This window comes from Bradyrhizobium sp. 186, assembly GCF_023101685.1.
Taxonomy (GTDB): Bacteria; Pseudomonadota; Alphaproteobacteria; order Rhizobiales; family Xanthobacteraceae; genus Bradyrhizobium.
Genome location: NZ_CP082164.1, coordinates 5,435,723 through 5,461,852, shown reverse-complemented (window position 1 = coordinate 5,461,852; position 26,130 = coordinate 5,435,723). Strand labels below are relative to the sequence as shown.

General features: G+C 62.3%; 22 protein-coding genes and 4 pseudogenes. 11 read left to right on the top strand and 15 right to left on the bottom strand.

What is annotated here, in order from left to right; translation table 11 throughout:
• Positions 1-6 precede the first annotated feature (6 nt).
• The 4 genes from IVB18_RS26205 to IVB18_RS26190 all read left to right on the top strand — a co-directional run bounded on the left by IVB18_RS26205 (position 7) and on the right by IVB18_RS26190 (position 2,523).
• Positions 7-219: a hypothetical protein gene (locus IVB18_RS26205; protein WP_247983310.1), complete on the top strand. Its 213-nt coding sequence runs from the start codon at positions 7-9 to the stop codon at positions 217-219.
• Entirely contained in the window at positions 212-1,057 is an 846-nt protein-coding gene (locus IVB18_RS26200) for a hypothetical protein (protein WP_247983309.1), read from the top strand. Before IVB18_RS26205 ends, IVB18_RS26200 begins: the two co-directional genes overlap by 8 nt.
• 204 nt (positions 1,058-1,261) lie before the next feature.
• Positions 1,262-1,537, top strand: a complete 276-nt coding sequence (locus IVB18_RS26195) for a DUF3303 family protein (protein ID WP_247983308.1) — start codon at positions 1,262-1,264, stop codon at positions 1,535-1,537.
• A gap of 440 nt (positions 1,538-1,977) precedes the next feature.
• On the top strand, positions 1,978-2,523 hold the full coding sequence (locus IVB18_RS26190; RefSeq protein ID WP_247983307.1) for a hypothetical protein: 546 nt from the start codon (positions 1,978-1,980) through the stop codon (positions 2,521-2,523).
• A gap of 630 nt (positions 2,524-3,153) precedes the next feature.
• Here IVB18_RS26190 and IVB18_RS26185 read toward each other — a convergent pair.
• From IVB18_RS26185 to IVB18_RS26145, 9 genes are all read right to left on the bottom strand, one after another.
• The gene (locus IVB18_RS26185; RefSeq protein ID WP_247983306.1) at positions 3,154-4,890 is read right to left on the bottom strand and encodes an IS66 family transposase; all 1,737 of its coding nucleotides are present in this window, start codon (positions 4,888-4,890) and stop codon (positions 3,154-3,156) included.
• 44 nt (positions 4,891-4,934) lie between these two features.
• A complete protein-coding gene (tnpB, locus tag IVB18_RS26180; RefSeq protein WP_082758020.1) occupies positions 4,935-5,282 on the bottom strand; it encodes an IS66 family insertion sequence element accessory protein TnpB in 348 nt (115 codons plus the stop codon).
• Positions 5,279-5,623 carry a transposase gene (locus tag IVB18_RS26175; protein WP_188106852.1) on the bottom strand — a complete coding sequence of 115 codons (345 nt, stop codon included), beginning with the start codon at positions 5,621-5,623 and terminating at the stop codon, positions 5,279-5,281. The genes tnpB and IVB18_RS26175 overlap by 4 nt, the downstream gene beginning before the upstream one ends.
• A 55-nt stretch (positions 5,624-5,678) precedes the next feature.
• The gene (locus IVB18_RS26170; RefSeq protein WP_247983305.1) at positions 5,679-6,068 is read right to left on the bottom strand and encodes a hypothetical protein; all 390 of its coding nucleotides are present in this window, start codon (positions 6,066-6,068) and stop codon (positions 5,679-5,681) included.
• 85 nt (positions 6,069-6,153) lie between these two features.
• On the bottom strand, positions 6,154-6,327 hold the full coding sequence (locus tag IVB18_RS26165; RefSeq protein ID WP_247983304.1) for a hypothetical protein: 174 nt from the start codon (positions 6,325-6,327) through the stop codon (positions 6,154-6,156).
• A gap of 141 nt (positions 6,328-6,468) precedes the next feature.
• A complete protein-coding gene (locus tag IVB18_RS26160; protein ID WP_247983303.1) occupies positions 6,469-6,726 on the bottom strand; it encodes a hypothetical protein in 258 nt (85 codons plus the stop codon).
• Positions 6,727-6,928: 202 nt separating this feature from the next.
• Positions 6,929-8,386, bottom strand: a complete 1,458-nt coding sequence (locus IVB18_RS26155) for a DUF2142 domain-containing protein (RefSeq protein ID WP_247983302.1) — start codon at positions 8,384-8,386, stop codon at positions 6,929-6,931.
• A gap of 255 nt (positions 8,387-8,641) precedes the next feature.
• Entirely contained in the window at positions 8,642-8,953 is a 312-nt protein-coding gene (locus IVB18_RS26150; RefSeq protein WP_247983301.1) for a hypothetical protein, read from the bottom strand.
• A gap of 117 nt (positions 8,954-9,070) precedes the next feature.
• Positions 9,071-9,589 (bottom strand): thermonuclease family protein, encoded by a 519-nt coding sequence (locus IVB18_RS26145; protein ID WP_247983300.1) that lies wholly within the window; start codon positions 9,587-9,589, stop codon positions 9,071-9,073.
• Between the two features lie 1,329 nt (positions 9,590-10,918).
• On the opposite strand from IVB18_RS26145, the gene IVB18_RS26140 reads away from it, so the two are divergent.
• Positions 10,919-11,473 (top strand): SRPBCC family protein, encoded by a 555-nt coding sequence (locus IVB18_RS26140; protein ID WP_247983299.1) that lies wholly within the window; start codon positions 10,919-10,921, stop codon positions 11,471-11,473.
• Positions 11,474-11,475: 2 nt separating this feature from the next.
• The gene (locus tag IVB18_RS26135; protein ID WP_247983298.1) at positions 11,476-12,414 is read left to right on the top strand and encodes a cytochrome D1 domain-containing protein; all 939 of its coding nucleotides are present in this window, start codon (positions 11,476-11,478) and stop codon (positions 12,412-12,414) included.
• A gap of 105 nt (positions 12,415-12,519) precedes the next feature.
• Here the strand turns inward: IVB18_RS26135 and IVB18_RS26130 are convergent.
• Positions 12,520-13,371 (bottom strand): annotated as a pseudogene (locus tag IVB18_RS26130) (nucleoside hydrolase); the annotation flags it as partial.
• Positions 13,372-13,497: 126 nt separating this feature from the next.
• Positions 13,498-14,115: pseudogene (locus IVB18_RS26125) on the bottom strand (HAD-IA family hydrolase); the annotation flags it as partial.
• 73 nt (positions 14,116-14,188) lie between these two features.
• Here IVB18_RS26125 and IVB18_RS26120 point away from each other — a divergent pair.
• The gene (locus IVB18_RS26120; RefSeq protein ID WP_247983297.1) at positions 14,189-14,410 is read left to right on the top strand and encodes a DUF433 domain-containing protein; all 222 of its coding nucleotides are present in this window, start codon (positions 14,189-14,191) and stop codon (positions 14,408-14,410) included.
• A gap of 3 nt (positions 14,411-14,413) precedes the next feature.
• Positions 14,414-14,762, top strand: a pseudogene (locus tag IVB18_RS26110) (DUF5615 family PIN-like protein).
• Positions 14,763-14,793: 31 nt separating this feature from the next.
• Here IVB18_RS26110 and IVB18_RS26105 read toward each other — a convergent pair.
• The 4 genes and pseudogenes from IVB18_RS26105 to IVB18_RS26090 all read right to left on the bottom strand — a co-directional run bounded on the left by IVB18_RS26105 (position 14,794) and on the right by IVB18_RS26090 (position 20,128).
• Positions 14,794-15,117 (bottom strand): hypothetical protein, encoded by a 324-nt coding sequence (locus IVB18_RS26105; RefSeq protein ID WP_247983296.1) that lies wholly within the window; start codon positions 15,115-15,117, stop codon positions 14,794-14,796.
• Positions 15,118-15,173: 56 nt separating this feature from the next.
• Entirely contained in the window at positions 15,174-18,152 is a 2,979-nt protein-coding gene (gene uvrA / locus IVB18_RS26100) for an excinuclease ABC subunit UvrA (protein ID WP_247983295.1), read from the bottom strand.
• 279 nt (positions 18,153-18,431) lie between these two features.
• Positions 18,432-19,121 (bottom strand): outer membrane protein, encoded by a 690-nt coding sequence (locus tag IVB18_RS26095; RefSeq protein WP_247983294.1) that lies wholly within the window; start codon positions 19,119-19,121, stop codon positions 18,432-18,434.
• 231 nt (positions 19,122-19,352) lie between these two features.
• Positions 19,353-20,128 (bottom strand): annotated as a pseudogene (locus tag IVB18_RS26090) (outer membrane beta-barrel protein).
• A gap of 449 nt (positions 20,129-20,577) precedes the next feature.
• Between IVB18_RS26090 and IVB18_RS26085 the strand changes: the two are divergent.
• The 3 genes from IVB18_RS26085 to IVB18_RS26075 all read left to right on the top strand — a co-directional run bounded on the left by IVB18_RS26085 (position 20,578) and on the right by IVB18_RS26075 (position 26,096).
• Positions 20,578-21,072, top strand: coding sequence for a single-stranded DNA-binding protein (locus IVB18_RS26085; RefSeq protein WP_247983293.1), 495 nt, complete (start codon positions 20,578-20,580; stop codon positions 21,070-21,072).
• Positions 21,073-21,422: 350 nt separating this feature from the next.
• Entirely contained in the window at positions 21,423-24,152 is a 2,730-nt protein-coding gene (gyrA, locus tag IVB18_RS26080) for a DNA gyrase subunit A (protein WP_247983292.1), read from the top strand.
• A 183-nt stretch (positions 24,153-24,335) separates the two neighbouring features.
• On the top strand, positions 24,336-26,096 hold the full coding sequence (locus IVB18_RS26075) for an IS1634 family transposase (RefSeq protein ID WP_247983291.1): 1,761 nt from the start codon (positions 24,336-24,338) through the stop codon (positions 26,094-26,096).
• The last annotated feature ends 34 nt before the right edge of the window (positions 26,097-26,130 follow it).

Genomic DNA, 26,130 nt, shown 5'->3' with positions numbered 1-26,130 from the left:
GCGCCTGTGACCAAGAAAGCCGCACCGCCCGATTGGGCTCCCCACGAGATCACGCATCGCGTTGACGGCTGGATCATCGACCCCGAAAATAAGGATCGCATCCCGGCCGCCGTTGCCGAGATGATCGCCCGCGCGATGCCGCAGCTCGGCGATGACACCGTCGCTGCGATCTACGTGCGCATGGTCGCGAGGCACAGGAAGGTGTTGGGCGATGTCTAAAGAGAACCCGGCCGAGGAAGGCAATGCGCAACCTGCGACTTCTCTCGGCGGGTCGGAGGCCGCTGCCGGCGTCGGAGGCACGACCGACAACGGCGGCGGCCTCGATGAGGAGATCGATGAATACGACGAACTCCTCGCTTCGCTCGGTCGCACTTACGACGAGGATGTGCGGATCGCGGTCCATGAAACGGGGCACGCCGTCTGTGCGCGCCTGCTCGGGCGTGAAGTTGGAGGCATGACCATGAACCCGAACCCGGTCCGTGGTTACGAGGGCTTGTGCTGGGGTGTCGGACATACCGAGGCGTTCGCGGAAGGTCGCGGGGATGCCTCCGACGTTCGGAAAGCCATTGCTCCGCTGATGCCCAAGGCCGGCGAGGATCACGGCTCGGTCGCTGATGTCTTTGCCAGCGTATATAATCAGTGCATCGAGCTGATGGCCGGCCGGGCTGCCGAAGCAATGCTGCTGAGCGACCGCGATCCTGAACCGCCGGCCGATGATCTGCGGCAGGCGCGTGAGCTGGCCCTGCTGTTCTGCAAGAGCGAGGAAGCGATCGAGACATTCATCGCGCATTGCGATGTCGCTGCGCGTGATTTGTTGTTGCCCTACGGCGATGTCGTGATCGTGCTGTCCACCGTGCTGCGCATCAAGCGCACGCTGGACGGCGTCGAGATCGATCGGATCATCTGGGATGTGGAGGCGCGTAAGGCGTTGGCGGCTGAGCACCGGCGGCGCGCAGACTGGCGTAAGGCGGAGGTGGAGGCCGAGCGGTTTCGTGCGCAATGTGTTCATATCGCTGCCGCAGCCTTGTCACGGTCTGCACCAGATCGGATGCGGTAATCGGCGACATCTGGATCGGAAGGCGCGGCGGACGTACCCGAGCCTGATGATCTTGAAGGCCCCGGCGTGGAGTACGTCGGGGCCATTTGTTTGGAATGACCGATCAAACCCATCTGCTCGCTATTGTTATTCGCTACGTCGGCGCTATCGTGCGCAAGCGGCGAAGCCGCGATAGCTACCAAGAGTAATTGAAGGGAGACTCGCATGAAATTCATCAGTAGCTGGTCTGTACCTCAAGGCACTTTCAATGCAGCGGTCGCGCGTTTCTTAGAAACTGGTGGTGCACCGCCCGAGGGTGTCAAATTGTTGGGGCGTTGGCATGGCATGGACGGTAAGGGATTTGCGATCTCTGAGTCGAATGATCCAAAGGCGATGTATGGTTGGGTCGCCCAATGGGCCGACCTACTCCCGCTGACCGTCACTCCCTGTCTGGAGGACGGAGACGCCGGCGAAGTCATGGCGTCGCTACCGAGGCGTTGACCTTCAATCTGAAATCACAGCCACCGCGGCCAATAGTGTGGCCGCGGCGGCATCCAATCCCTACGCTGCCCTCCACGACGAATGTCTGTTTATTAGGGTAGACCGGAAGAGACCGGCCGAGCACCAAAACGGCGCTTTTGACTGCGGTCATTCAGCCTGCGCGTCTCTGTCGCATGCTGCGGAGGTATTTTGGAACCAATACCTCGGTGGTGTGGTGTTTCTTGCGGACTCTTTGTGCGATATGTTTCTTTGCTCAAGCCAGCTGCTCATGCGTTCAGCACGATGTACAGCCATGGCCGAGGCCATCTCGCTAAGAAAGTAAGCTGCGCTCTTGTCTGGCAACAGGAAAGGGGCGCAGCTGTGCGCGTGTCACGCATGTAGTAGCCTCCGCAAAAAGCGGCCGTCGCGGCTTGAAGACTGCCGCTCGGTAGGAGGTGCCAATGACCCGCTTCAAAATAAGCCTACTCTCAACAGTGGAAACGGCTCTTGTTTGCGCAGTCCTCGCGGCCCTTGTGCCTGGAGCGGCTGGGGCACAAACTTCGGAAAAGAAGGGGACAACGCCTTATGTGACACATTTCATCTTCCGCCCGATCATGAGCATTGACATCCCCGGTCTTGGCACCGCCACCAACCTGGAAGCTGTCGGGACTACGCAAAACATGAAGGGAGAAAAGATGTTCGACAAGATGTCGGCACATTGCGCGGCGCTGAGCATTGCATCAGGCGATAAGAAATACATTGACGGAGCTTGCGTGCTGGCTGACAGCGACGGTGACAAAGTTTTCTCGACGTTTGATACTCGCGACGTCGACAAGTCGCAGCCAGAAATGAAGTGCGGCACGCATATCATCACCGGCGGTACCGGCAAGTACAAAGGCATAACTGGGACCGAGCCATTTGCATGCATAGCGATGCCGGCCCTCGCTGGCCCAGGTGGCTATACCGCGATGGATATCCCGCATAACACGGCGTGGGAGATCAAGTGACGGTAGGCGCGCTTCGCTCTCGTCTTCGCTTGTCGGTATGCTACGCGTGAATGCGGTCGCCCTGCGTTCACGACCGGATTGAAGATACTACGGACCTGGGAAGGATAAGCCGGCGGCAAAATCTGGCACAAGTTCGTCCTGTTGTTGTTTTGGTACCCCCTGGCGCGGTTGGCATAAGGCGAGACTTCCGCTTATGGCCCCAAGGCGAAGTAGTTCAATCGGCCGTTGAGGTCCGCTGTTAGTGCAGATCGGACTTGCCTTCAGGCGACCTCCTACCGACGCTTTTAGGGGGGCGTAGGCTGGCGATGCTGATCTTCCAGCAGCGCGGAAGCGAGCGCGAGCAAGCTCTGCCGGTCATAGCTCGCGCTCCATCGCTGGATGCTTGCGGTTCTTCACTTTGATCCAATAGCGACAGCGACCGCCCTCATAAGGACGGTCCCGCCGCTTGGACACCAGTCCCTCAAGCCCCATGTTGCAGGCCGCTCGAAACAGATCAGGCCCAAGCTCACCGCGTTCGAAGGGATTGACGAAAACGCCTTCAGGTCGGCGCGCCGTACGCATACGACGAAGACCGCCTGATTGAGACATGCGCGCGGGCACGGCGAGCTCTATGATGGCGTTGCGTGAAGGTCAGGCGGCCTGCTGATCGGCGGGCTTGTCGGCTTGGCGCAGGAGCTTCCATTCCCAGGGCAGCAGTTCGTGCAGACGCGACGCGGGAAGATCGGCGATACGGGCGAGGACGTCGGCGAGCCAGGCCTTGGGATCGACGTCGTTGAGGCGACAGGTCGTGATCATCGTCAGCATGATGGCGGCACGGTCGGCACCGCGCTGGCTGCCGGCGAAGGTCCAGTTGCGCCTTCCCAATGCGATGCCCCTCAATGCGCGCTCAGCACAATTGTTGGTCAAGCAGATCCTGCCATCGTCGAGGAAGCGGGCGAAGTCGTCCCAGCGCCTGAGCATGTAGTTCATAGGCTTCAGGACCTCGGAGGAGCGCGAGAGGGTTTCGCGCTCGCGGAGCAACCAGGCGTGCATGTCGTCGAGAAGTGGTTTGCTCCTCTCCTGGCGCACGGCACGCCGCTCGTCGGCGCTGCGGCCATTGATGGCGCGTTCGATCTCGAACAACGCATCGAGGCGTCTGACCGCCTCCAGTGCGATCGGGGAGATGGGTTTGCCCTTCTGGCCTTCCCGGGCGTTTTTCTCGATGTCGGCCAGCTCGAAGAAGCCCCGCCGCGCATGGGCCAGGCAAAACGCCGGTGTGATCGGCATCGCTTTCTTTTGCGGATCGAACAACGGCTCGAAGCCGCTGTAGCAATCCGCTTGCAGGATGCCGGCGAAGGCGGCCAGATGCTTCTGCGGGTGCTCACCTCGCCGGTCGCTCGAGGCGTAATAGACCGCCGCCGGCGGCGCAGGCCCGGCGAAGGGCCGGTCATCGCGCACATAAGTCCAGATCCGCCCGGTTGTGCACTTGCTCTTGGCCAGGATGCGGATGGTGGTGTCGTCGCCATGCAGGCGCTCGGCCGCGAGTACATGGCGCTCGATCAGGTGGAAGAGCGGCATCACGGCGAAGGTCCCGTGACCGACCTGATCGGCCAGGGTCGACAACGGCAAGTCGATCCCCTCGCACTTAAAGCGCGCACTCTGGCGATTGAGCGGGATATGCATACCGAACTTGTCGAACAGGATCGTCGCCAGCAATTGCGGGCCGATGAAGCCGCGCGGCGTGGCATGGAACGGCGCCGGCGGCTGGCTGATCTTCTCGCAATCGCGGCAGGTGAACTTCTCGCGTACCGTCTCGATGACCTTGAAGCAGCGCGGGATCTCCTCCAGCGTCTTGGTCACATCCTCACCGATCTTCGCCAGCCGCGATCCACCGCAGCAGGCGCAGCTCGTTGGAGCCTCAATGACGACGCGCTCGCGTTCGATGTCATCCGGCCATGGCTTGCGCACCGGCCGCTTGCGCGTGAAGGCGCGTACGCTCTGCGCCTTTGCCGCCGCGGCCTGCGCGGCGAGCTCATCCTCGCTCGCCGTGGTGACGAGTTCTTCAAGTTCCAATTCCAACTGCTCGATCAGCCGCGCCGTGCGCTCGGAACGCGGCCCGTACAGTTCGCGTTTGAGCTTCTCGATCCGCAGCTCGAGATGCGCGATCAGCGCCTCATTGTCCGACAGCTTCGCCCGCGCGTTGGCCGCTTCGGCTTGCCAATTGATGGCTTCGGCCTGTATCCGGCTGACCTTCGCCGCGGCCGCATCGCGTTCGACCTCGACCCTCAGCCGCGCGTCGCGTTCAGCCCGCAACGCCTCACGTTCGATCAACAGCGCCGCCTGGGCGCTGGCGAGATCCGAAGGAAGGTCATCCGGCTTCAAACTCATGAAGCCAGTGAATCAGATTTCCCGGTAGGTTCAATCGCAGAATGCTATCCAACTCGCGTTGGACGCAAAGTTTCTTGAGGATTCCGCCAGTCGATCCCAGATAGCAGGTAAGAAAGCTGCGCCGGAGAGATCGTCACGGCTTCACCGGCAGCCGAAGGCCAGATGAATCTTCCTCTTTCGAGTCTTTTTGTAAACAGGCACGCTCCCTGAGAATCGTGCCAGATGATTTTTATCAGATCTGAACGGCGCCCCCTGAAGCAAAACAAATGACCCCCCAGTGGGTCATGCTTCAAGACCTCCTGCACCTGCAAAGCCAGGCTCGGAAAGCCGCGCCGCATATCGGTATGGCCCGTCGCCAGCCATACCCGCACGCCAGAGGGGATCGGAATCATCGCAGCGCCTTCAACACCGCCGACACCAGCAAGGGCGGCGCCGACCCGCAAATCCTGATCCGTCCGCTCCCCGTCAATTCCACCACGATCACTTCACCGGACGGTGCCGCTTCCTTGATCGGCTCCGCTTCCATCGCCGCTTCCACAAAGCCCTGGTCAGCAAGGTCCTGGCGAAGCCGACGCCGCCAGGTGTAAATCAGCCCCGTTGAAATATCGTGATCCCGCGCAACCTGCGCCACACACGATCCCGGCGCAAAGGCCTCCGCAACGATCCGGCACCGCTCATCCTCGCTCCAACGCCGCCGGCGTTCCGGCCCCGTCAGCACCGAAATCTGACCCATCAATCGCTCTTAAGCTCGCTCTTAAACACGTGCTTATGAGTGCTCAATCCGCCTCTCAGAACAAGGCGGCCTTCATCGTGGGCGTACGGCGCGCCAGCAGGCGATCCAAGTTCGCCTTCCGCATCGACAAGGGGAGCATGCGGAGGTCGTCACCGCCTTCGGCGAGGATATCGAAGGCGCAGAACTGCACTTCGTGATCGTGCTTGCGCGAGTGCAGCGCGTTGAAATCTGAGACGCCATCGACGCCGAGCACGACCGCCTCGCCATCGAGCACGAATTGTCTCTGCCTGATCTTGCGCGCAGCCTCGACGATCCAGGGATAGCGGCGGGTCCAATTGTAACCGCCGCGCGTAATCAGGCGGACGCGGGCACCATCGTGCTCCAGGCGGAGGCGATAGCCGTCGTATTTCACTTCGTGGAGCCGGTCGGCACTGCTTGCACGCAAGCAGACCTAGTGGGCAGAAAAGGCCATGCCGCGCAGACCAGCATTCGCCTGCGGAATTTCGCTGGCCATCATGATTTGCGGGGCGCTACGGCTCCTGCTTATCAGCGAGTTCTCGTGCAGCCAAACTAAGCTCCAGCTCTCTGAGCTGCTCGATCAGCCGCTCTACAATCTGCTCGTAGTCAGATGGCGTCAGTGAATGCACGCCGCGCAACGTCAGTTGGTTCTGGAGGATCGTCGCCATCATGGCTTTAACGCTCATGGGGACCTCGACTGAAAACTGGATCGTCATAAAATCAATCTGAAGTAGATGCTAAAGATTGCGGACGCACAATGTCCGTAAGATTACGGACAACGGGAGGCGGCAAAAACTTTTGCGCCGCACACGCGTGCGTTTTCCCTCTCACCTGGCCCTATTCCGGTAACTCATCGCCGAACTAGGCGAGTTGCTCCGATGAAAGTCCGGCCGCACGTCAGCACCGCGCCCGCCGCACGCCGAGCAGACGAAGCGCGGCTCGATGTCCGACAGCCTCGCCTCATCGGGCCAGCGGTCGGCGCTCAGGGCCGCGAAATGGCTACAGTGGTAGTCGGCGCAATAGATCAAGACGCCGTGCACGCCCATCTGGCGCATGTCCTTGAAGGTGATCTTTTGGGGCCGCATGCGGCGTATCCAAGCGCCGCGCTCAGCCCGTTGCAAATTGTCAATCTCGGGGGCGCGATCGGCGCCGGGCTACTGGGCGTCGTGGGTGCGGAAAGGTCCGCTGTCGCGGGTAAACCGGACCTGCCATATGCGAGCGCCGAACCGCTGCTTTTGACCCGGACCTAACGGACGAGCGCTGCACATGTCCGCCCCCTGGCCCACATCACCAGTGCGCTTTCAGCACCGCGTCCACGGACGTCACTCCCGCAATCATTGAGCCGGCAATCGCGACCAGCGCGGGCACGCCGCGCGGTAATTCGAGGTTGGTCAGCGAGGCCATGAAGATCGCAGCCACGGGCAGGGCGATGACGAAGTAACGTCCTTGAACGCCCAAGACATGGGGCGAAGCGACAGGCGTGTAGGTGAGGAAAAAAATCAGATAAACCAACACAAAGTAGCTGAGGACGGCAAAGCCTGTCACGATCGCCACGCGCGCACGCGTTCCACCCAGCGCCAGTTTTTGCAGCGGGACAAGCAGGAGGAGGGCCGTGAGCACGATATAAGTCCAGGGCCGAAGCACAATGTCCTGCCAGCCCAGGATGCCAATGAGTTCCGGCCACAGCGGGGCGCCCCATTCGCGCAGAGCCGTCCATGTCGCCAGCGGGAAATGAAATGGATGCTCCCACATATAAGCGAGTTTCCACAACGGATCAAACTGCTCTACTGGATAGTCGTGTCCCTCGCGGACACGCCACGCCGCTACATCCGCTGAGACTCCGATCACCCACAGCGGCGAGAGGATAACGCCCGGCAGTACCACGATCGCAATGCTCTTCCACCGGCCAAGGAGCTCTCTAAGCCGGCCTGACATCAACTCCAACAGTACGAAAACAATCTGCGGCTGTTTGGCGAGTACACATAGCGTCATCCATAGCGAGCGCTCCCAGACTCGCCCGCCAGAGGGATTCAATGCGGCTCTGAAACAGAGCGCGGTGATCACCAGCGCATAGCTGAGCGCCGCACCGTCCGCACTAAGAACAACGCGGTTATAGAGCGATGCCGGCAGCATCGCGATCAACACGAACGCCCATGGGAGGGCCGGAGTGACCGCGATGGCGTAGGCTGTTAGCGCCGTGAAAACGACCAGGCCGAGGAAGCGCATCAGGAACAGCAGTTCGGGTAAATCGAGGCTGAGCAGACGTCCGATAGCTGCCGCCAGTATATAAGGAGCATAGGCGACCGGACTGTAGCCCTCTGTGCCGGCAAACGGCGCGAACACAGGCGTTTGTGCGGCCCCATCATCTCTCGCGCCGATGATGTTATGATACTCGGCCATGACCTGGCCGTAGCGGAATCCCACATCTCTATACCTGGCGAACCGTTCCCCTGAGTCCTTGAAGAAATGTAGCCGTTGGTAGAGCACGGGCTCCACAAAGATTCCCCTGCGGCCATTGATCTCGGTGACGGGCAGAGGCTCGCCTCGTGTGTACGAATAAATACGCAGAAAATGCGATATCTCGTCCGGCCCGCGTAGTGGCGGATTGACAACGATGATGGCCGATCCGAAGGAAAGCGAGAGCAAGGCAAAGACGATTGCCGGCCAACTCCCAAATCGCCTCCCGATGCGTGACAGCGCGCTCGGGGCGGCATCAGGCTCGTGCACGGAGGCGCCTTGCAGCATCTCATCACCCAATCATGAAATAGCGCGCTTCGAAATCCCGGCCGCCCGCCGAGATCGATAAGATCATCCGGGAGTTTACGGCGCAAAAGACGCTGGCGGCTGAACGGCGGCGGCCGCTGAGTGGCGCAAGGCCGAGCTGGCGGCCGAGCGCTTTCGAGCCCAATGTGTCACGACGATGGTTCGTCGTTCTCGGCGATCTCTCGCGGCGTCATGAGCGTGCGCTCAACGACGCCGAAGAAATGCGCCTCGATCAGGTCAATCATTGCCTTCAGCCTGAACCTGCGGCTTCTGCGCGCCCTGCACGTTCTGGCTCAGCGACGCCAGAGCGTTCTTCAGCTCGTCCGAAACGGATGCGATGCCGTTAACATCTTCGAAGCATTCAGAGACGCGCTCATTCGCCGATTTCGTGAACGGTTCGAAGCCGTCAGAGATGCGCGTTCCACCGCCAAGAACGATCGCAGCCGCGATTGGCACCAGCAGAAGAGCTGCGGCCCAGATGTCGATTTTCCGGTTGTCTTTGCCCTGCTGAAGGACGGGCGGTGGCTGCACGAGGTGGTTGTTCGCCATTGTCGTAGCTCTCGGCGATCAGTGCCTGCATGATGCCGATACTCGCGAACAAACGACAGGCCGCGCGACTGCTATTAAGGGGTAACCCAACGATTGCCCCTTTTCTTATCCCGCCAATCAGGGATGCGCATTCGCATCATCCGAACAGCCGCCAGGCGCGCCGCCTGCTCGGACGCACGCACGATACAGCCACGGCTCGAGGTAGCTGCCGCCCCACATCCCGCGTCCGGCATGCTCGGCATCGCGCTGGGCCGCAGCGTACTTGCCTTTGGAATACTGCGGCCAGTCGAGCGCAAGGCCGCTGCGGACCAGCCATTCCCCGAGGTCGGCATCGCCCACTGTACAGATCGCGACGGTCCGTCCGTATTGATCCATCGAGATCGGAATGCATGAGACCGGCCGTCTCCCGATGAAGGCGTCGAGATCGTTCGCGGATTTTGTGCCGCAGCGATACTGCAAGCTGTCCGCTCTCCGGCAGAGCTGGCTGCTCTCGGGCGAGTCAATGCCCCAGAGGCGAATGCGCGTGCCGTGAATTTCGAGCGTGTCGCCGTCGATGATGCTGGCTTGGCCGATTAAGTCGGCAGCCAATCCGGTGGCGATTGGAGCGAGCACCAAGAGAGAAGCAAGAGCTGCCAACGTTCGAAATCGTGCTAGAGAACGCGGATCACACACTGCAATAGAATGACCGTTTCACTCTTCGTAAAGGGCAAGTTATAGTAAATTGTGCTTTGATTTTCGTCGGTGAGCACAGGCGAACTGCGTTTTCGGTCCGCATCAATGTAGGATTTTGCCCTATCGCTTTGGTCTCCCAAACCCGAGAGGACAACGACGAGATATCTGGCCAAGTCGCGCCCGGTAGCGGAACGAGCTGCCGTCAGGTTTTGAATTACAACTTTTGCATCGTCATGGAACTGCAAGGCTGCAAAGTAGCGTCGGCGCTACCTCCACCGCTAGCCCCGGGATGTCAGGCTTGCTTGCAAGTTTTGTTTGCTGCCAAACGAATCCGCTGGCAGCGATCACTAGACCAAAAGCGATGAGATAATTTGGCGAAACAAATGACATCGGCTGCGCCCATATGACCATGCAAACGACCGCAAAGAGTCCCGACGACCAAAAGATTGATCTAGCAATCCAAGCATGCTCCGGGTTTGGCCATATCAGAGGGGCCACCCCAGCAGCGATCTGGACCGCGAATAGAAAGAGCGTAAGGAAGAGTGCGGTATCCATCGCTCGATCTTAGACGAAGGTTCGCGCGCGGCGCGAGGTGCGCTGATTGTTCATCCCCAGATTACCAAGGAGTTTACAGAATGCGGCGGTGCCTGCGCGCCAGGCGTCAATATTTTTCGGGCTAAGACGCCAACGCGGATCGGGACACAGACGAGGACACAACAGCCTCATCCTATTGAATTACCTTTGTTTTTGGCATGTATATTCTCCCTGCGCAGTGGCTTTACGGCTTATGTCGTGATCTCCCCGGGGAGCGATGCACTATTGCCCCCGTCGCCTTGCGGATGGCTGACGTGCGGACCCGGTCGGGCACACACATCACCGCAAGACTTGGCGCACAGACTCCGGGCGCCAGGACCACACGATTTTGCCGTACGCTGACAGCACCGGTCGTGTTCGCTCACGGAGTCACCCGCCCTGCAAACCACCTTCGCGCCGACGCCGCCCGCGTCCACCACGTCCCATCCCGCGTGTCGTGACGATCGCGATGCGCCCCTCGGCCGGGTTGGGATGGCCTCCTATACGATAATCCGAAGTTCTGATAAAGAGAATTCTTTTTGCCTGATGTCGTTGACCTTCACGTGGGGTATTTCGCCCGCCGGGCAGCGCAACAGATTGTGGGTCGCGCAATCGTTCCGCCGCAACGGCGCCACGAACCGGTCTCCCCTCGGCCCCAAAATGCGCTACGATGATCGCAGCGCGCCTCAAGTCGCGCAGATTCAAGGGTGAGGACACGATATGAGGATGACGATCGGAACGGCGATCGCCGGGGTGGCGGCGCTGGCGGTGGCTGGGATGGCGTTGACAGCGGCGTGGGCGCACGGGCCGACCCGGCAGAAGGTGCGGGAATCCATCGAGATCAACGCAGCCCCGGCCAAGGTGTGGGCGGCGATCGGCAATTTCCAGGACATCAACTGGCTTCCGCCCGTCACCAAGACCGAAGGCGAGAAAGGCAATGAGATCGGCGCCACGCGGCGGCTGACGTTGACGGGAGGCGCGACCGTCGACGAGGAGCTCTACAAGTTCGACGCCACCGCAATGACCTATTCCTACCGGATCACCGCCGTCGACGTGAAGGCGTTGCCGGTCACCAATTATTCCTCCACGCTCACGGTGGCGCCGAGCGCCGACGGCAAGGGCTCGACGCTGGAATGGGCCGGCGCGTTCTACCGTGGCTTTCCCAACAACGATCCGCCGCCGGAGCTGAGCGACGAGGCTGCGGTCAAGGCGGTGAAGGGACTTTATCAGGCCGGCCTCGAGGCGCTGAAGAAGAAGATCGAGAGTGGAAGCTGACCGTGCGGATCCTGGTTCTGGCGGCGCTCGCCGCCAGCATCGCGCACGCGTCCGCCGAAGAAGCGTTCGTCACCAACCAGCTCAGCGACGACCTGATGGTCGTGGACCTCGCCACCTTGCGCGCGGTCGCGACGGTTCCGATCGGCGGCAAACCGGCCGGCGTGGCCGTCACCGCGGACGGCCGCTTTGCCTATGTGACGAGCCCTGACGCCAAGTCCGTGACGGTGGTCGATGCCGCGCAGCGGCAGGTCGTCGGCCGGATCGAGGTCGGCGGCGGGCCGCTCGGCATTGCCGTCGCCCCGGATGGCAGGACGATCTATGTCGCGGACTGGTATGCGGCGGCGGTGCGGGTGATCGATGCGGCGACGCGCAGCGTCACAGCCAGCATCGCGGTCGGCGCCTCGCCGTCGGGGCTCGCGGTGACGCCGGACGGCCGGCTGCTGCTGTCGGCCGACCGCGACGACGACAGCGTCTCGGTGGTGGACACCGCGACGCGCGAGCGGACTGCGACGATCAAGGTCGGCACGCGTCCGTTCGGCGTCACCATCGATGCCGAAGGCGGGCGCGCCTACACCGCCAATGTCGGCTCCAACGACGTCTCCGTGATCGACATCGCCGAGGCGCGCGAGATCGGTCGCGTGGCGGTCGGCATGCGCCCCTATGCCGTGGCGCTGGCGCAAGGCCGCGGCTTCGTCACCGACCAATATGGCGGCACCGTCAGCGTGTTCGATCTCGCGACATTGAAGCCGGTGAAGCGCATCACCGTCGGCGACTATCCCGAAGGGATCGCCGCGACCGCGGACGGCAAGCGCATCATCGTGGCCAATTGGGAGAGCAACACGCTTGATATCATCGATGCGGTCGAGCTGAAGGTCGTGGGCGAGGTCAAGACCGGCGACGGCCCGCGCGCGTTCGGGGCGTTCTTGCGGCGGACGGAGTAGGGCATTATTTTCCCGTAGCCCGCATGAGCGAAGCGACATGCGGGAGCCGTTTCGTACGCTGACGCCCCGGATATCGCTGCGCTCATCCGGGCGACCGCATTCAGCCTATTTCGATCCGGCAAACGCCTTCAGCTTCAGGAAAAAGTCCTTCAGGATCGGGTTGCGATCCACGTAGGTCACGTAGCGGATCGCGTGCCGTCTGCGATCGATGCTCCACGTCATCTGCTCGGTCACGATCGGGGCCGGAATGATGACGCTCGGCGCCCAATCGGGATTGAGGAGCCAGCCGACGGGTGCCATGTCCCAGATTTCCTTCGCCCAACCCAGATGATCGGATGAATACTCCTTGAATCTCTGAGCGAGGAACGCGCCGATGCTGCCGTGCGGTTCGACGTAGCGCTCGATCTCCGGCACCGTGCTGTGAAGGTGCGAGGTGACGCCCTTGCACGGCACGAGAACGAGCGGCACGCCGCTGTCGAGCAGCACTTGCGCGCCGCCGACGTCCTGCTTGAGATTGAACTCGATCGTGTGCGGCCATTCGAGCGCATGGCCGCCAAGCCAGACCACCACGGTGCGGTCGATGATGTCGGGGGCCTTGAGAAGCGCCGAGGCGACGTTGCTGATGGCGCCGATGGCAACGACGTAGAGCGGATTGTCAGGGGAGCCTGCGCGCGCGCGGGCGACGAGGTCGTCTACGGCGGGTGCAGCCTGCGCCGTCTTGCCGCGGCCAACATAGTCGGTGACGCCGCGATGTACCAGGCCTTCGGCTGCGATATTCAGCCGCTCCAGCAGACGCAGGATTTCCTGATAGCTCAGCTCCATGCCGTGGCCGGGACCGTCCGCGCGTGTGTTGAAAAACGGTGCGGCATAGATCGCTTCGACGTCGAAGCGGTCCTTCGACAGCAGCATCTGGACGAGCGCAAACTGATCGTCGATCTCGTTGTAAGTATCAGTGTCCAGCACCACGCGCACCTTACCGACTGGCGGCTCCAGGAGTTTGAGGCGAGCTGTGTCCGTGAGTGTCATCACCGTCTCCCTGGGCCGGGCGTGTCGATTGCGGATCAGGCCTTGCGGAATCCGGCAAACGATGTCCGCAATCTCATCCATCTGCGTGAACATGTGATCAGGCGCAAGCGCCTGCAACGCCGCCGGTGCGGCATAGCCCCAACTGACAGCGCCGCAGGCAATGCCGACAGCCCGCGCCGCCTCGATGTCGCGGACCTCGTCGCCGATCGCGATGACCTCTGCCGGGGCCACGCCGGCGCGCCGGATCACGCGGCGGAATTTCGCTGGCTTACCGAACACCGAGGCGGCGCAGTCGAAATGCGAGAACAGAGCCGCTGCATCGCCGAGTTTTTCGCGTGCATTGGCCTCGCTGTCGGACGTCACCAGTGCCAATTGCACGCCGTGCTCGGCGAGTTCGCGCAGCATCGTCTCGACGCCGACAAACAGAGAGATCTCGGCCGCAGCCCCAGCCTTCAGTCGCCGCGCATGCTGCGCGATCGCCGGCAGCTTCCACAAGGGCACCTCGAGCTGGTTGAGGATCTCGCGGGTCGAGGCATGCCGCAGCCCCTCGACATCCTCATCCACGACACGGCGGAAGCCGAAGCGGTCGGCGACGCCGTTGATGGTGCGCAGGAACCACGGGAAGCTGTCGGCCAGCGTGCCGTCGAGGTCGAAGATGGCGAGGGAGTAGGGCATAAAAGGGGGAATTTGAGACCCACTGACAGACGAGCTTGATTATCCTATCGTCCGACAGCCTTCGAGGACAGCCATGCGGCACGAGCGGATTGAAATCAACCCGGCGATCATGGACGGCAAGCCTGTGATCCGCGGGACGCGTGTACCGGTTGAGCTGGTGCTGCGCGGGCTCGGCGCCGGTATGACAACCGAAGCCGTCATCTCGGAGCACCCGCGGCTCACGCCGGAAGACGTTCGTGCTGCACAGGCCTTTGCGGCCGACTATTTGGCCGACGAAGATATCATTTATCGTTGACGCGTGCGCTGGCTGGCGGACGAGTGCGTCACAGTATCTCTGGTTCGAGAGCTGCGCAGCGCTGGCCACGACGTGCTTTATATCGCCGAGTTTGCTGCCAGCCTGAGTGATGTGGAAGTCATCGCATTGGCATCCCGGGAAGCGCCTTCTTTTTACGGTCGACAAAGATTTCGGCGAGCTTGTTTTCCGTCGCGGGCAAGCCGTTCCGGGCCTGGTACTGCTGCGCATCGATCCGGAAAATGGGCAATTTGTGAGGGCGCGCTTGCTAGAGGCCGTGGACCAGTTCGGCCAGCAACTGTTCGGGCGTTATGTGGTGATTGACGAGGTCCGCTTCCGATCTCGCCCCTTGTAGCGCGTCAGATCACGCGCCGGAGGGGCGCGGCTCACCGCAACTTGCGCACGTGAACATTGATGTCGAGATCGATGTTGCTGACGCAGGTCTGAGTAGTTCGGTGAGAGCCGCCCTCGTGCCAGCGGCCAACGCGCGCGCGGGCATCACTGACATTGGCCAGCTTCAGGCATCGCCATTGTGGCAGTGGACCGCTGCTCTCACCGCCAAATTGCCAGGCCAGCACGGCTTCCTCACCGCTTTTGTTGGTCCCGATGATATGCGGGCAGAGCTCGCGATAGCGACTCTCATAGATGCAGGTCACCTGCTGCTCGGCAAGGATGGCGCTGCGAAAGAGCGTGTAGGTTCGGCTGGGCATCGCGGACGCTCACTCGCATGTTCTCCGAAAGCCCTCCGGGACGAGGCGGAGCGATCCTACTCCGCCGCCTCGCTCGCCGCACGCCCCCGCTTCGGCTTCCGCGCCTTCTTCAGCACCGGCTCCAGAAACTTGCCCGTATAGCTGCGCGGTGCCTTCGCGATGTCTTCCGGCGGGCCCCAGGCGACGATCTCGCCGCCGCCGTCGCCGCCTTCGGGGCCGAGGTCGATCACCCAGTCTGCCGTCTTGATGACTTCGAGATTGTGCTCGATGACGACGACGGTGTTGCCCTGCGCGACCAGCTCGTGCAGCACCTCCAGCAGCTTCTTGACGTCATGGAAGTGCAGGCCGGTGGTCGGTTCGTCCAGGATGTAGAGCGTGCGGCCGGTGGCGCGCTTTGACAGTTCCTTTGCCAGCTTGACGCGCTGGGCTTCGCCGCCGGACAGCGTGGTGGCCTGCTGGCCGACATGGATGTAGTCGAGCCCGACGCGGTGCAGGGTCTGGAAGGTCTCGCGCACGCGCGGCACCGCCTTGAAGAAGTCGGCGGCTTCCTCGACGGTCATGTCGAGCACATCGGCGATGCTCTTGCCCTTGAACAGCACCTCCAGCGTCTCGCGGTTGTAGCGCTTGCCCTTGCAGACGTCGCAGGTGACGTAGACGTCCGGCAAAAAGTGCATCTCAATCTTGATGACGCCGTCGCCCTGGCAGGCCTCGCAGCGGCCGCCCTTGACGTTGAAGGAGAAGCGGCCTGGCTCGTATCCGCGCGCCTTGGATTCGGGCAGGCCTGCAAACCACTCGCGGATCGGCGTGAAGGCGCCGGTATAGGTCGCAGGATTCGAGCGCGGGGTGCGGCCGATCGGCGACTGGTCGATGTCGATGATCTTGTCGATGTGCTCGAGGCCCTCGATGCGGTCATGCGGCGCGGCGCCCTCGCTTGCATTGTTGAGCTTGCGGGCGATCGCCTTGTAGACGGTGTCGATGAGCAGCGTCGACTTGCCGCCGCCGGAGACGCCGGTGACGCAGGTGAACAGGCCGAGCGGAATCTCGGCGGTGACATTCTTGAGATTATTGCCGCGCGCGTTCACCACCTTGATGGTGCGGCGATGGTTCGGCGGGCGCCGATCCGGCACCTCGACCTCGAGTTCGCCGGTGAGATATTTGCCGGTCAGCGATTTCGGATTGCGCATGATCTCGGCGGGCGTGCCCTCGGCGATGATGTGGCCGCCATGCATGCCGGCGCCGGGGCCGATGTCGAGGACGTAGTCAGCCAAACGGATCGCGTCCTCGTCATGCTCGACCACGATCACGGTGTTGCCGAGGTCGCGCAATCGCTTCAGCGTATCGAGCAGGCGGGCGTTGTCGCGCTGGTGCAGGCCGATCGAGGGTTCGTCCAGCACGTAGAGCACGCCTGTCAGGCCAGAGCCGATCTGCGAGGCCAGGCGAATGCGCTGGCTCTCGCCGCCACTCAGCGTGCCCGAGGAGCGCGACAGGGTCAGGTAGTTGAGGCCGACGTCGAGCAGGAACGAGAGTCGCTCGCGTATCTCCTTGAGGATGCGGCCGGCGATCTCGTTCTGCTGCGCGTTCAGCGCCTCCGGCACGGTCTCGAACCACGCGCCGGCGCCCTTGACTGAGAGCTCCGAGATATCACCGATATGCTTGCCGCCGATCTTGACGCAGAGCGCCTCGGGCTTCAGCCGAAAGCCCTTGCAGGCTTCGCAGGGCACGTCATGGAAATACTTGGCCAGCTCCTCGCGCGCCCACTCGCTCTCAGTCTCGCGATAGCGGCGGTTGATGTTGGTGATGACGCCCTCGAACGGCTTTTTGGTATCGTAGGAGCGGACGCCGTCCTCGTAGGAGAACTTGATCTCGTCCTCGCCGGAGCCATAGAGGATCGCGTCTTTCGTCTTCTTCGCGAGATCCTTCCACTTGGTGTCGAGCGTGAACTTGTAGTGCTTGCCGAGCGCGGTCAGCGTCTGCACATAGTAGGGCGATGACGATTTGGCCCAGGGCGCGATCGCGCCCTTGCGCAAAGTCACGTCCTTGTCCGGGATGACGAGATCCTCGTCGACATGCTGCTCGACGCCGAGGCCGCCGCAGGCGGGACAGGCGCCATAGGGATTGTTGAAGGAAAAGAGTCTGGGCTCGATCTCCGGAATGGTGAAGCCGGAAACCGGGCAGGCGAACTTTTCCGAGAACAGGATGCGCTCGGGTCCGCTCTTGTCGTGGATCTTCGCGGTCTTCTTTTTCTCTTCGGCAGGCGCCGCCGCCGGCGCGTCGGCGAATTCCACCACCGCCAGGCCCTCGGCGAGCTTCAGCGCGGTCTCAAAGCTTTCGGCAAGGCGCTGGCCGATATCGGGCCGCACCACGATGCGGTCGACGACGACGTCGATGTCGTGCGGGAATTTCTTGTCGAGCGTCGGCGCCTCCGCGAGCTCATGGAAGGTGCCGTCGATCTTGACGCGCTGAAAGCCCTTCTTGAGCCATTCGGCGAGCTCCTTCCTGTACTCGCCCTTGCGGCCGCGCACGACCGGGGCGAGCAGATAAAGGCGGGTGCTCTCGGGCAGCGCCAGCACGCGGTCGACCATTTGCGACACCGTCTGGCTCTCGATCGGCAGGCCCGTGGCCGGCGAATAGGGCACGCCGACGCGCGCCCACAACAGGCGCATGTAGTCGTAGATCTCGGTGACCGTGCCGACGGTGGAGCGCGGGTTCTTCGACGTCGTCTTCTGCTCAATCGAGATCGCCGGCGACAGGCCGTCGATCTGGTCGACGTCCGGCTTCTGCATCATCTCCAGGAACTGACGCGCATAGGCCGAAAGCGACTCGACGTAGCGGCGCTGGCCCTCGGCATAGATCGTGTCGAACGCGAGTGAGGATTTGCCGGAGCCGGACAGCCCGGTGAACACCACGAGCTTGTCGCGGGGAATCTCGACGTCGACGTTCTTGAGGTTGTGCTCGCGCGCGCCACGGATCGTAATTGCGCGCAGGCTGGAGCCCGCGTTCGGCTGTTGGCGCTTCGCCTTGATCACTTCATCCATCCTGGTGGTCCTCAAGGAATCCCAAAGGCGCGCGATCGCGCCAACGTAAAAGGCGCGCTTCGCCCGGAACCGGGATCGGCGCCGATGGGTATGTCAGCGAACGTAGGAAGAACGGGGACGGATTTCCAGTGCGAGTTGCGAATCGTCAACGGATTGTTGGTGCGCTGGCGGCATCTGGCAGCAGGAGGGGCTTGCGGAACGGCGCGGGAACGTGCCGTCAAAACAAAAAGGCCGGCGCGAGGCCGGCCTTTCGTAACGCGATAGCGTCGGAGACGAAGATCAGTACTTCGCGACGATCGGGCCGTTGAAGTGATAGTTCACGCCGACCTGCACGGTGTGGAAGTTGAGCGTGCCGGTGGGCAGGGCGCCCGAGAAATAGGTCTCGCCGCCGAGGCTGCGATAGAGGTACTCGCCCTTGACCGACCACTGCGGCGCGAAGAACGCTTCGACGCCGGCACCAACGGTCCAGCCGGAGTGCCACTTGCTGTCCGACGCGGTCACGCCGAGTGCGGAGAGGGTGATCTTGTTGTCGATCCAGGCGTAGCCGCCGGTGCCGTAGAACAGGACCTGATTGACGGCGTAGCCGATGCGGCCGCGCACGGTGCCCATCGCATCGGTCTTCGAGCTCGCCGTCGCGGTAACAACACCGAAGCCGGGGACAACGGTGGCGCCAGTCGCCGAAGCGCTGACGTCAGCCCAGGCGCCATCAGCCTCGAGGCCGAACACGACATTGCCGGTCTGCCAGTTGTAACCGGCGGTGCCGCCGACGAAGCCGCCCTTCATCTTCGGGTCGCCCGAACCGTTTTCCCAGGCGCCGCCTCCGACGATACCGAGGTAGAAGCCGGTCCAGTTGTAGACCGAGGCCACAGCCACCGGAGCCTTAGTGTAGGGGCGCGCCGCGAGATCGGCCGCCGAAGCGGGGGCGGCGAGAGCGAACAAACAGGCCGAAGCCAACAAAACCTTCTTCATTTCAACCTAATCCCAGTCCCAGTTTCTGTTGTTGCCTTCCGCGAGCGGAAAGACATCGGACGCTGTGGTCCAACTGATGTCGTATCTACACCAGTGAAGCCGCAAGTTGTGTACCCGAAAAGCCACAGCTAGCTTGAAAGGTAGCAGTGACTGGCCTATTGTCCCGCCTGTGCGCAGCAAAAAGGCCGGCGCGAGGCCGGCCTTTGATCTCCCAGTGATATCAGACGGATATCAGTATCTTGCGATCAACGGGCCGCCCCAGCGGTAGTTCACCCGGATGAGGCCGATATCGACGTCCTGGCCGATTCGATCGCTCCCGAACGCCACGCCCGCGGGCGTGGTGAAGCCGATCGTGCGATGGCCCAGGAAGATGTGATCGTACTCAACGCCCACCGACCAGTTCGGCGCGAAGCCGAATTCCAGACCGGCACCGACCGCCCCGCCCCAGCGAGTTTCACGTGCCGAAGCCAGCAGCGCGCCCGCGCCGGGCGTACCTGCGGCGGCATAGACGTCGTACTTGTCACCGACCACGGCGCCGCCGCCCTTCACAGCACGTTGTTCCAGGCGTAACCAACCTGACCAGTGATCAGGCCGAAAGAATCGATGCGAGAACGGTTGCGATCACCGGTGACCAGTGCGCTACCAGGGAAGAGGGTGCTCACGTTGTCGCCCCGGAAGTCGGCCCAGTTGCCTTGGCCTTCGAGGCCGAACACCCAGTTAGCCGACTGCCAGCGATAGCCGATCTGGCCGCCGACAGTGCCGCCTGTCGCGTTGTGACAGCCTTCGCCTACCAGAACGCCGGTCACCGGCGCAACGAAGTCCCAGCACTTGTGGCTCGACCCGCCGCCGCCGTTGATGCCGATGTAGAAGCCGCTCCAGTCATAGATGGTCGCGACCATCGGCGCCGGAGCCTTCGTGTAGGGACGCGCCGCCATATCCGCCGCGCTTGCGGGAGCCGACAGGCCCAACGCCACTGCACCGATTGCACCAAATAAAAGCTTATTCATTGCCAGTCTCCCCAGGTTCGTCCGCTTCTTGTTATCCCCGAAGCGGCTGATCAGGCGTGACGCCCATATGAATTAAGTCCAAGGCAACCGTAGCCCAAGCAATGGGCAGAGTCCGTCTCCGAAATGCAACACTCGCGGGGCAATGGAGGCGCCTCTAACTTGATGAATGTTAAGTAGTTTTCCTGCTTTGCGGGAACCCAAAAAGGTTCCACCGGGCACCTTGCATTTTCGCTGCGCATTTGTGCGTCCCGCCCGCAGATTCAGCGGCAGGACTTCCTAAGAACAAATCTGGAACAAAATTCAGGTCAATGCTATATTTGGGGATAACCTGAGGCGTAACGGCCTGATCGGCCCTCGCAAGCGTATAGGGTCGGCAACAGGGGGCCGAGGACCGCGGGCGCGCGGCCCGGCCTTGTGAGATTCAGTGGCATTCGGAGTGGAGAGCGGAGATGGCGGGAAGCGTCAACAAGGTCATTCTGGTTGGAAATCTCGGCAAGGATCCGGAAATCCGCCGCACCCAGGACGGGCGGCCGATTGCGAATTTGAGCATTGCCACCTCGGAGACCTGGCGCGACAAGGCGACCGGCGAGCGTAAGGAAAAGACCGAATGGCACCGCGTCGTGATCTTCAATGAAGGGCTCTGCAAGGTTGCCGAGCAGTATCTGAAGAAGGGCGCCAAGATTTACATCGAGGGCGCGCTCCAGACCCGCAAATGGACCGACCAGAGCGGTGTGGAGAAGTACTCCACCGAGGTGGTGCTTCAGGGCTTCAACTCGACCCTCACGATGCTCGATGGCCGTAGCGGCGGGGCAGGCGGCAACTTCGGCGACGAGCCGGGCGGCGATTTCGGCTCCTCTGGTCCCGTCAGCAGCGCGCCGCGCCGTCCCGTTGCCGCCGCCGGCGGTGGCCGCAACAGCGACATGGACGACGATATCCCGTTCTGAGAACGCGGATCGCACGACGAGGACGCGCCGGCTGGATGGGGCGGCGCTTCACACGTCGTGTCAGCAAATCTTGCTAGTCGGCAGGAAGGGCTCGGGATTTCCGGGCCCGCTTCATGTTTGGGTTGAGCTCGGATTACGTCACGGCAAACGGGCTCACTCGCCGCACAGTTTTCCACGTGTTACAGGCGGTTTTGGAAAGCCTGTTCCGGGCCCTTCCCAAGCGCTGCTCGTAAGGCCCTAAGTTATTGGAAAAATAAGCGGAAAAAGGACTTCCCGAGAGCCCGCAAGGGTGGTTATCAGGGGCCCGATGCGCTATATGATTCCCAGATAAAAACTCACCGGATTCCCCCTTGGCTGACGACGACAACAAGCCCGGCGACCAGCCGGCGCAACCCTCGGACATTCGCCCCGTCTCGATCTTCGAGGAGATGAAGAAGTCCTACCTCGATTACGCCATGAGCGTGATCGTGGCGCGTGCGTTGCCTGATGCCCGCGACGGACTGAAGCCGGTGCACCGCCGCATCCTGTACTCGATGCACGAGCAGGGCCACACGCCCGACAAGAAGTACGTGAAGTCCGCCCGCGTGGTCGGCGACGTCATCGGTAAGTATCATCCGCACGGCGACCAATCGATCTACGACGCCATGGTCCGCATGGCGCAGGACTTCTCGATGCGCGTGCCGTTGATCGACGGTCAGGGCAATTTCGGCTCGGTCGATGGCGATCCGCCTGCCGCTTATCGTTATACCGAAGCGCGACTGACCAAGTCGGCGCTGGCCCTGCTGGCCGATATCGACAAGGACACCGTCGATTTCCAGCCGAACTACGACAACAACGAGACAGAGCCGTCGGTTCTTCCGGCCAAATTCCCCAATCTCCTGGTCAACGGCGCCGGCGGCATCGCCGTCGGCATGGCCACGAACATTCCGCCGCACAATCTTGGCGAAGTCATCGATGCCTGCGTGGCGCTGATCGACAATCCCGCGCTCACCATCGACGAGCTGATCAACATCGTTCCCGGACCGGATTTTCCAACCGGCGGCATCATTCTCGGACGGGCGGGCATCCGCGCCGGCTACCATCTGGGCCGTGGCTCGGTCGTGATGCGCGGCAAGGTCACGATCGACACCATCCGCAAGGAGCGCGAGGCGCTCATCATCACCGAGATTCCGTACCAGGTGAACAAGGCGACGATGGTCGAGCGCATCGCCGAACTGGTCAAGGAGAAGAAGATCGAGGGCATCGCCGATCTGCGCGATGAATCCGACCGCGACGGCTTCCGCGTCGTCATCGAGCTGAAGCGCGACGCCGTGCCCGATGTGGTGCTGAACCAGCTCTACAGGTTCACGCCGCTGCAGACGAGCTTCGGTGTCAATATGGTGGCGCTCGACAGTGGTCGGCCGCGGATCATGCATCTGAAAGACTTGCTCGCCATCTTCGTCGACTTCCGTGAGCGGGTCGTCACGCGGCGGACCAAGTTCTTGTTGGGCAAGGCGCGCGACCGCGCGCATATTTTGGTCGGTCTCGCCATCGCCGTTGCCAATATCGACGAGATCATTCGCGTCATTCGTACCTCACCCGACCCGACCACCGCGCGCGACGCCCTGATGTCGCGCGACTGGGCGGCACGGGACGTCGAGGATATGCTGACGTTGATCGACGATCCTCGCCACCGCATCAGCGATGACGGCACCATCCGGCTGTCGATGGAGCAGGCCAGGGCCATTCTCGACCTGCGTCTTCAGCGCCTCACCGCGCTCGGCCGCGACGAAATCCGCGAAGAACTCGACAAGCTCGCCAGCGAGATCGGCGATTATCTCGACATCCTGCGCTCGCGCGCCCGCGTGCTGGACATCGTCAAGACCGAACTCGCCGAGGTGAAGGCCGAGTTCGCCACCCCGCGCCGCACCGTGATCATCGAGCAGGAGGGCGAGGTCGAGGACGAGGACCTGATCCAGCGCGAGGAAATGGTCGTCACCGTCTCGCACGCCGGTTACGTCAAGCGCGTGCCTCTGTCGGCTTATCGGGCCCAGCGCCGCGGCGGCAAGGGCCGCGCCGGCATGCAGACCCGCGACGAGGATTTTGTCAGCCGCCTGTTCGTCGCCTCCACGCACACGCCCATGCTGTTCTTCTCGTCGCGTGGCCAGGTCTACAAGGTGAAGGTCTGGCGCCTGCCGATGGCCGCGCCGAACGCGCGCGGCAAGGCGCTGATCAACATCCTGCCGCTGGAGCAGGGCGAGCGCATCACCACCATCATGCCGCTGCCGGAGGATGAATCGACCTGGGGCCAGCTCGACGTGATGTTCGCGACCACCGGCGGCAATGTCCGGCGCAACAAGCTGTCCGACTTCGTCGACGTCCGCCGCTCCGGCATCATCGCCATGAAGCTCGACGACAATGAAGCGATCGTCGACGTGCAGATCTGCACCGAACGCGACGACGTGCTGCTCACCGGCGCCGGCGGCCAGTGCATCCGCTTCCCCGTCACCGACGTGCGCGTGTTCACCGGGCGCACCTCGATGGGCGTGCGCGGTATTGCGCTTGCGGACGGCGACAAGGTGATTTCGCTGGCGATCCTGCGCCATGTCGAGACCACCTCGGACGAACGCTCGGCGTACCTGAAGATGCGCCGCGCGGTGGTGGGCGAGGCTGCGGCCGAGGAACCCGCCGCGGATGCCGAGGCCGAGGAGACCTCCGGCAGCTTCCAGCTCGCCCAGGAACGCTACATCGAGATGTCCGCGCATGAGCAGGTGGTGTTGACGGTGTCCGTCAACGGCTTCGGCAAGCGGACCTCGTCCTACGAGTACCGCACCACCGGCCGCGGCGGCAAAGGCATCGTCGCCATGAGCGTCAACAACCGCAACGGCAACCTTGTGGCGTCCTTCCCGGTGGAAGAAGCCGACCAGATCATGCTTGTCACCGACAAGGGCCAGCTGATCCGCTGTCCTGTCGAAGGCATCCGCATCGCCGGCCGCTCGACCCAGGGTGTGATCGTGTTCGATACCGCCGAGGACGAGCACGTCGTCTCGGTCGAGCACATCACGGAAGAGGCGGAGAGCAACGGCGCGAATGGGGAGTAGCGAGTGGCGAATAGGTAGGCTGCTCTATTCGCCATTCGCCATTCACCGTTCGCTAAACCGAAGTTTGCGCTTGGTTTGACCTGAAAGACGAATCCTTTCGGGCGGATGGGCGGAGAGTAGTTTGCAGTTTGTATCCATGTAACGGGGATTCCCAAATCAGTCGAGATGTGATTCGATTTGGGAATGTTCATCGAGACGATTCCCAATCGAGGCTCGCCGCCTGCGGTGCTGTTGCGGGAGGCGTATCGCGACGAGCATGGCCGCGCGCAGAAGCGGACCTTGGCCAATCTGAGCAAGCTGCCGGTGGATTTGATTGGCGGACTGAAGGCTCTGCTCAAGGGCGGCACGGTGATTGGCACCGGACCGGACGAGATTCAAATCGAGCGCTCACTGCCTCACGGCCATGTTGCAGCGGCGCTCGGGACGATCCGCAGAATTGCACTGGATCGGCTGATTTTAAGCACGACGAAGGATGAGGCATCGCGACGCCATTACGATCTGGTGGTAGCCATGATCGTTGATCGGTTGATTGCGCCACGCTCGAAGCTTGGCTTTGTACGGGCGGTGGATCAGGAGACGGCAATCTCCAGCCTCGGATCGGTTCTGCGCCTGGGCAAGGTGAAGGAGCGCGAGGCCTATGAGGCGCTCGATTGGCTGGTCGAGCGCCAGGCGCGGATCGAGACCGGCTTGGCGCGGCGACATCTCCAGGACGGCGTGCTGGTGCTCTACGACGTCAGCTCGTCCTACTTTGAGGGCCGCTGCTGTCCGCTGGCGCGCTATGGCCATAGCCGCGATCACCGGGGCGACCGGCCGCAGATTGTCTACGGGCTGCTCTGTACGCGTGAGGGGCTGCCGATTGCGGTTGAAGTCTTCGACGGCAACACGGCCGATCCGAAGACGCTGAGTTCTCAAGTCCAAAAGATCAAGGATCGCTTCGGGATCAGCCGTATGGTGTTGGTCGGGGATCGGGGAATGATCACCTCGGCACGCATCCGCGATGATCTCAAGCCGGCGGGCGTCGATTGGATCACCTGCCTGCGCGCGCCGGCGATCCAGGCTTTGGCGGCGGAGAACGGGCCGCTGCAGCTGTCGCTGTTCGATGACCGCGATCTCGCCGAAATCAGCGCCCCTGACCTGTTCCCAGGCGAGCGGCTGATCGTCTGTCGCAATCGCGATCTGGCAGCCGAACGAGCGCGCAAACGCGAGGATCTGCTGGCCGCGACCGAGCACGAACTTGCCCGCGTTCAAGCGCAGGTCCAGCGCAAACACTCTGCGTTGCGCAGTTCCGCCCAGATCGGCATCGCGGTTGGTGCGGTTTTGGACCGCAAGAAGATGGCCAAGCACTTCGACGTCGAAGTGGCCGATGGCTATCTCTCATGGCAGCGACGGATCGAGCAGATCGAGGAAGAGGCTCGCCTCGACGGCATCTACGTCATCCGAACCAGCATACCCGCTGGGCATCTCGACGCTGCAGAGGCGGTTCAGGCCTACAAGGACCTGTCGCGAGTCGAACGCAGCTTCCGGTCCATGAAAACCATCGATCTCGAAATACGGCCGATCCGCCACTGGACGGCACAGCACGTGCGGGCCCATGTCTTCCTGTGCATGCTGGCCTATCACGTCGAATGGCACCTGCGAGAAGCCTTGGCGCCGCTGTTGTTCCACGACACCGACCTTGAGGCCGCCCGGGGAGAACGGACCTCTCCCGTCGCCAAGACCGAACCATCTGAGGCGGCGAAGGCCAAGAAGGCAACAAAGCGATCAGCCGACGGCCATCACGTCATGAGCTTCGATGCGCTCATCGCCCATCTCGGCACGCTGGTCCGAAACACGATGCGCGTGCCCCTTCACACCAAGCATCGCTTCATGCTCCATTCCACACCAACCTCCGTCCAGGAGGCCGCGTTCAAGCTGCTCGATCTTGACCCGCTGCGTGTCCAGTAATTGAAAACACCGACCGTCAACTTATCGAGTCGGA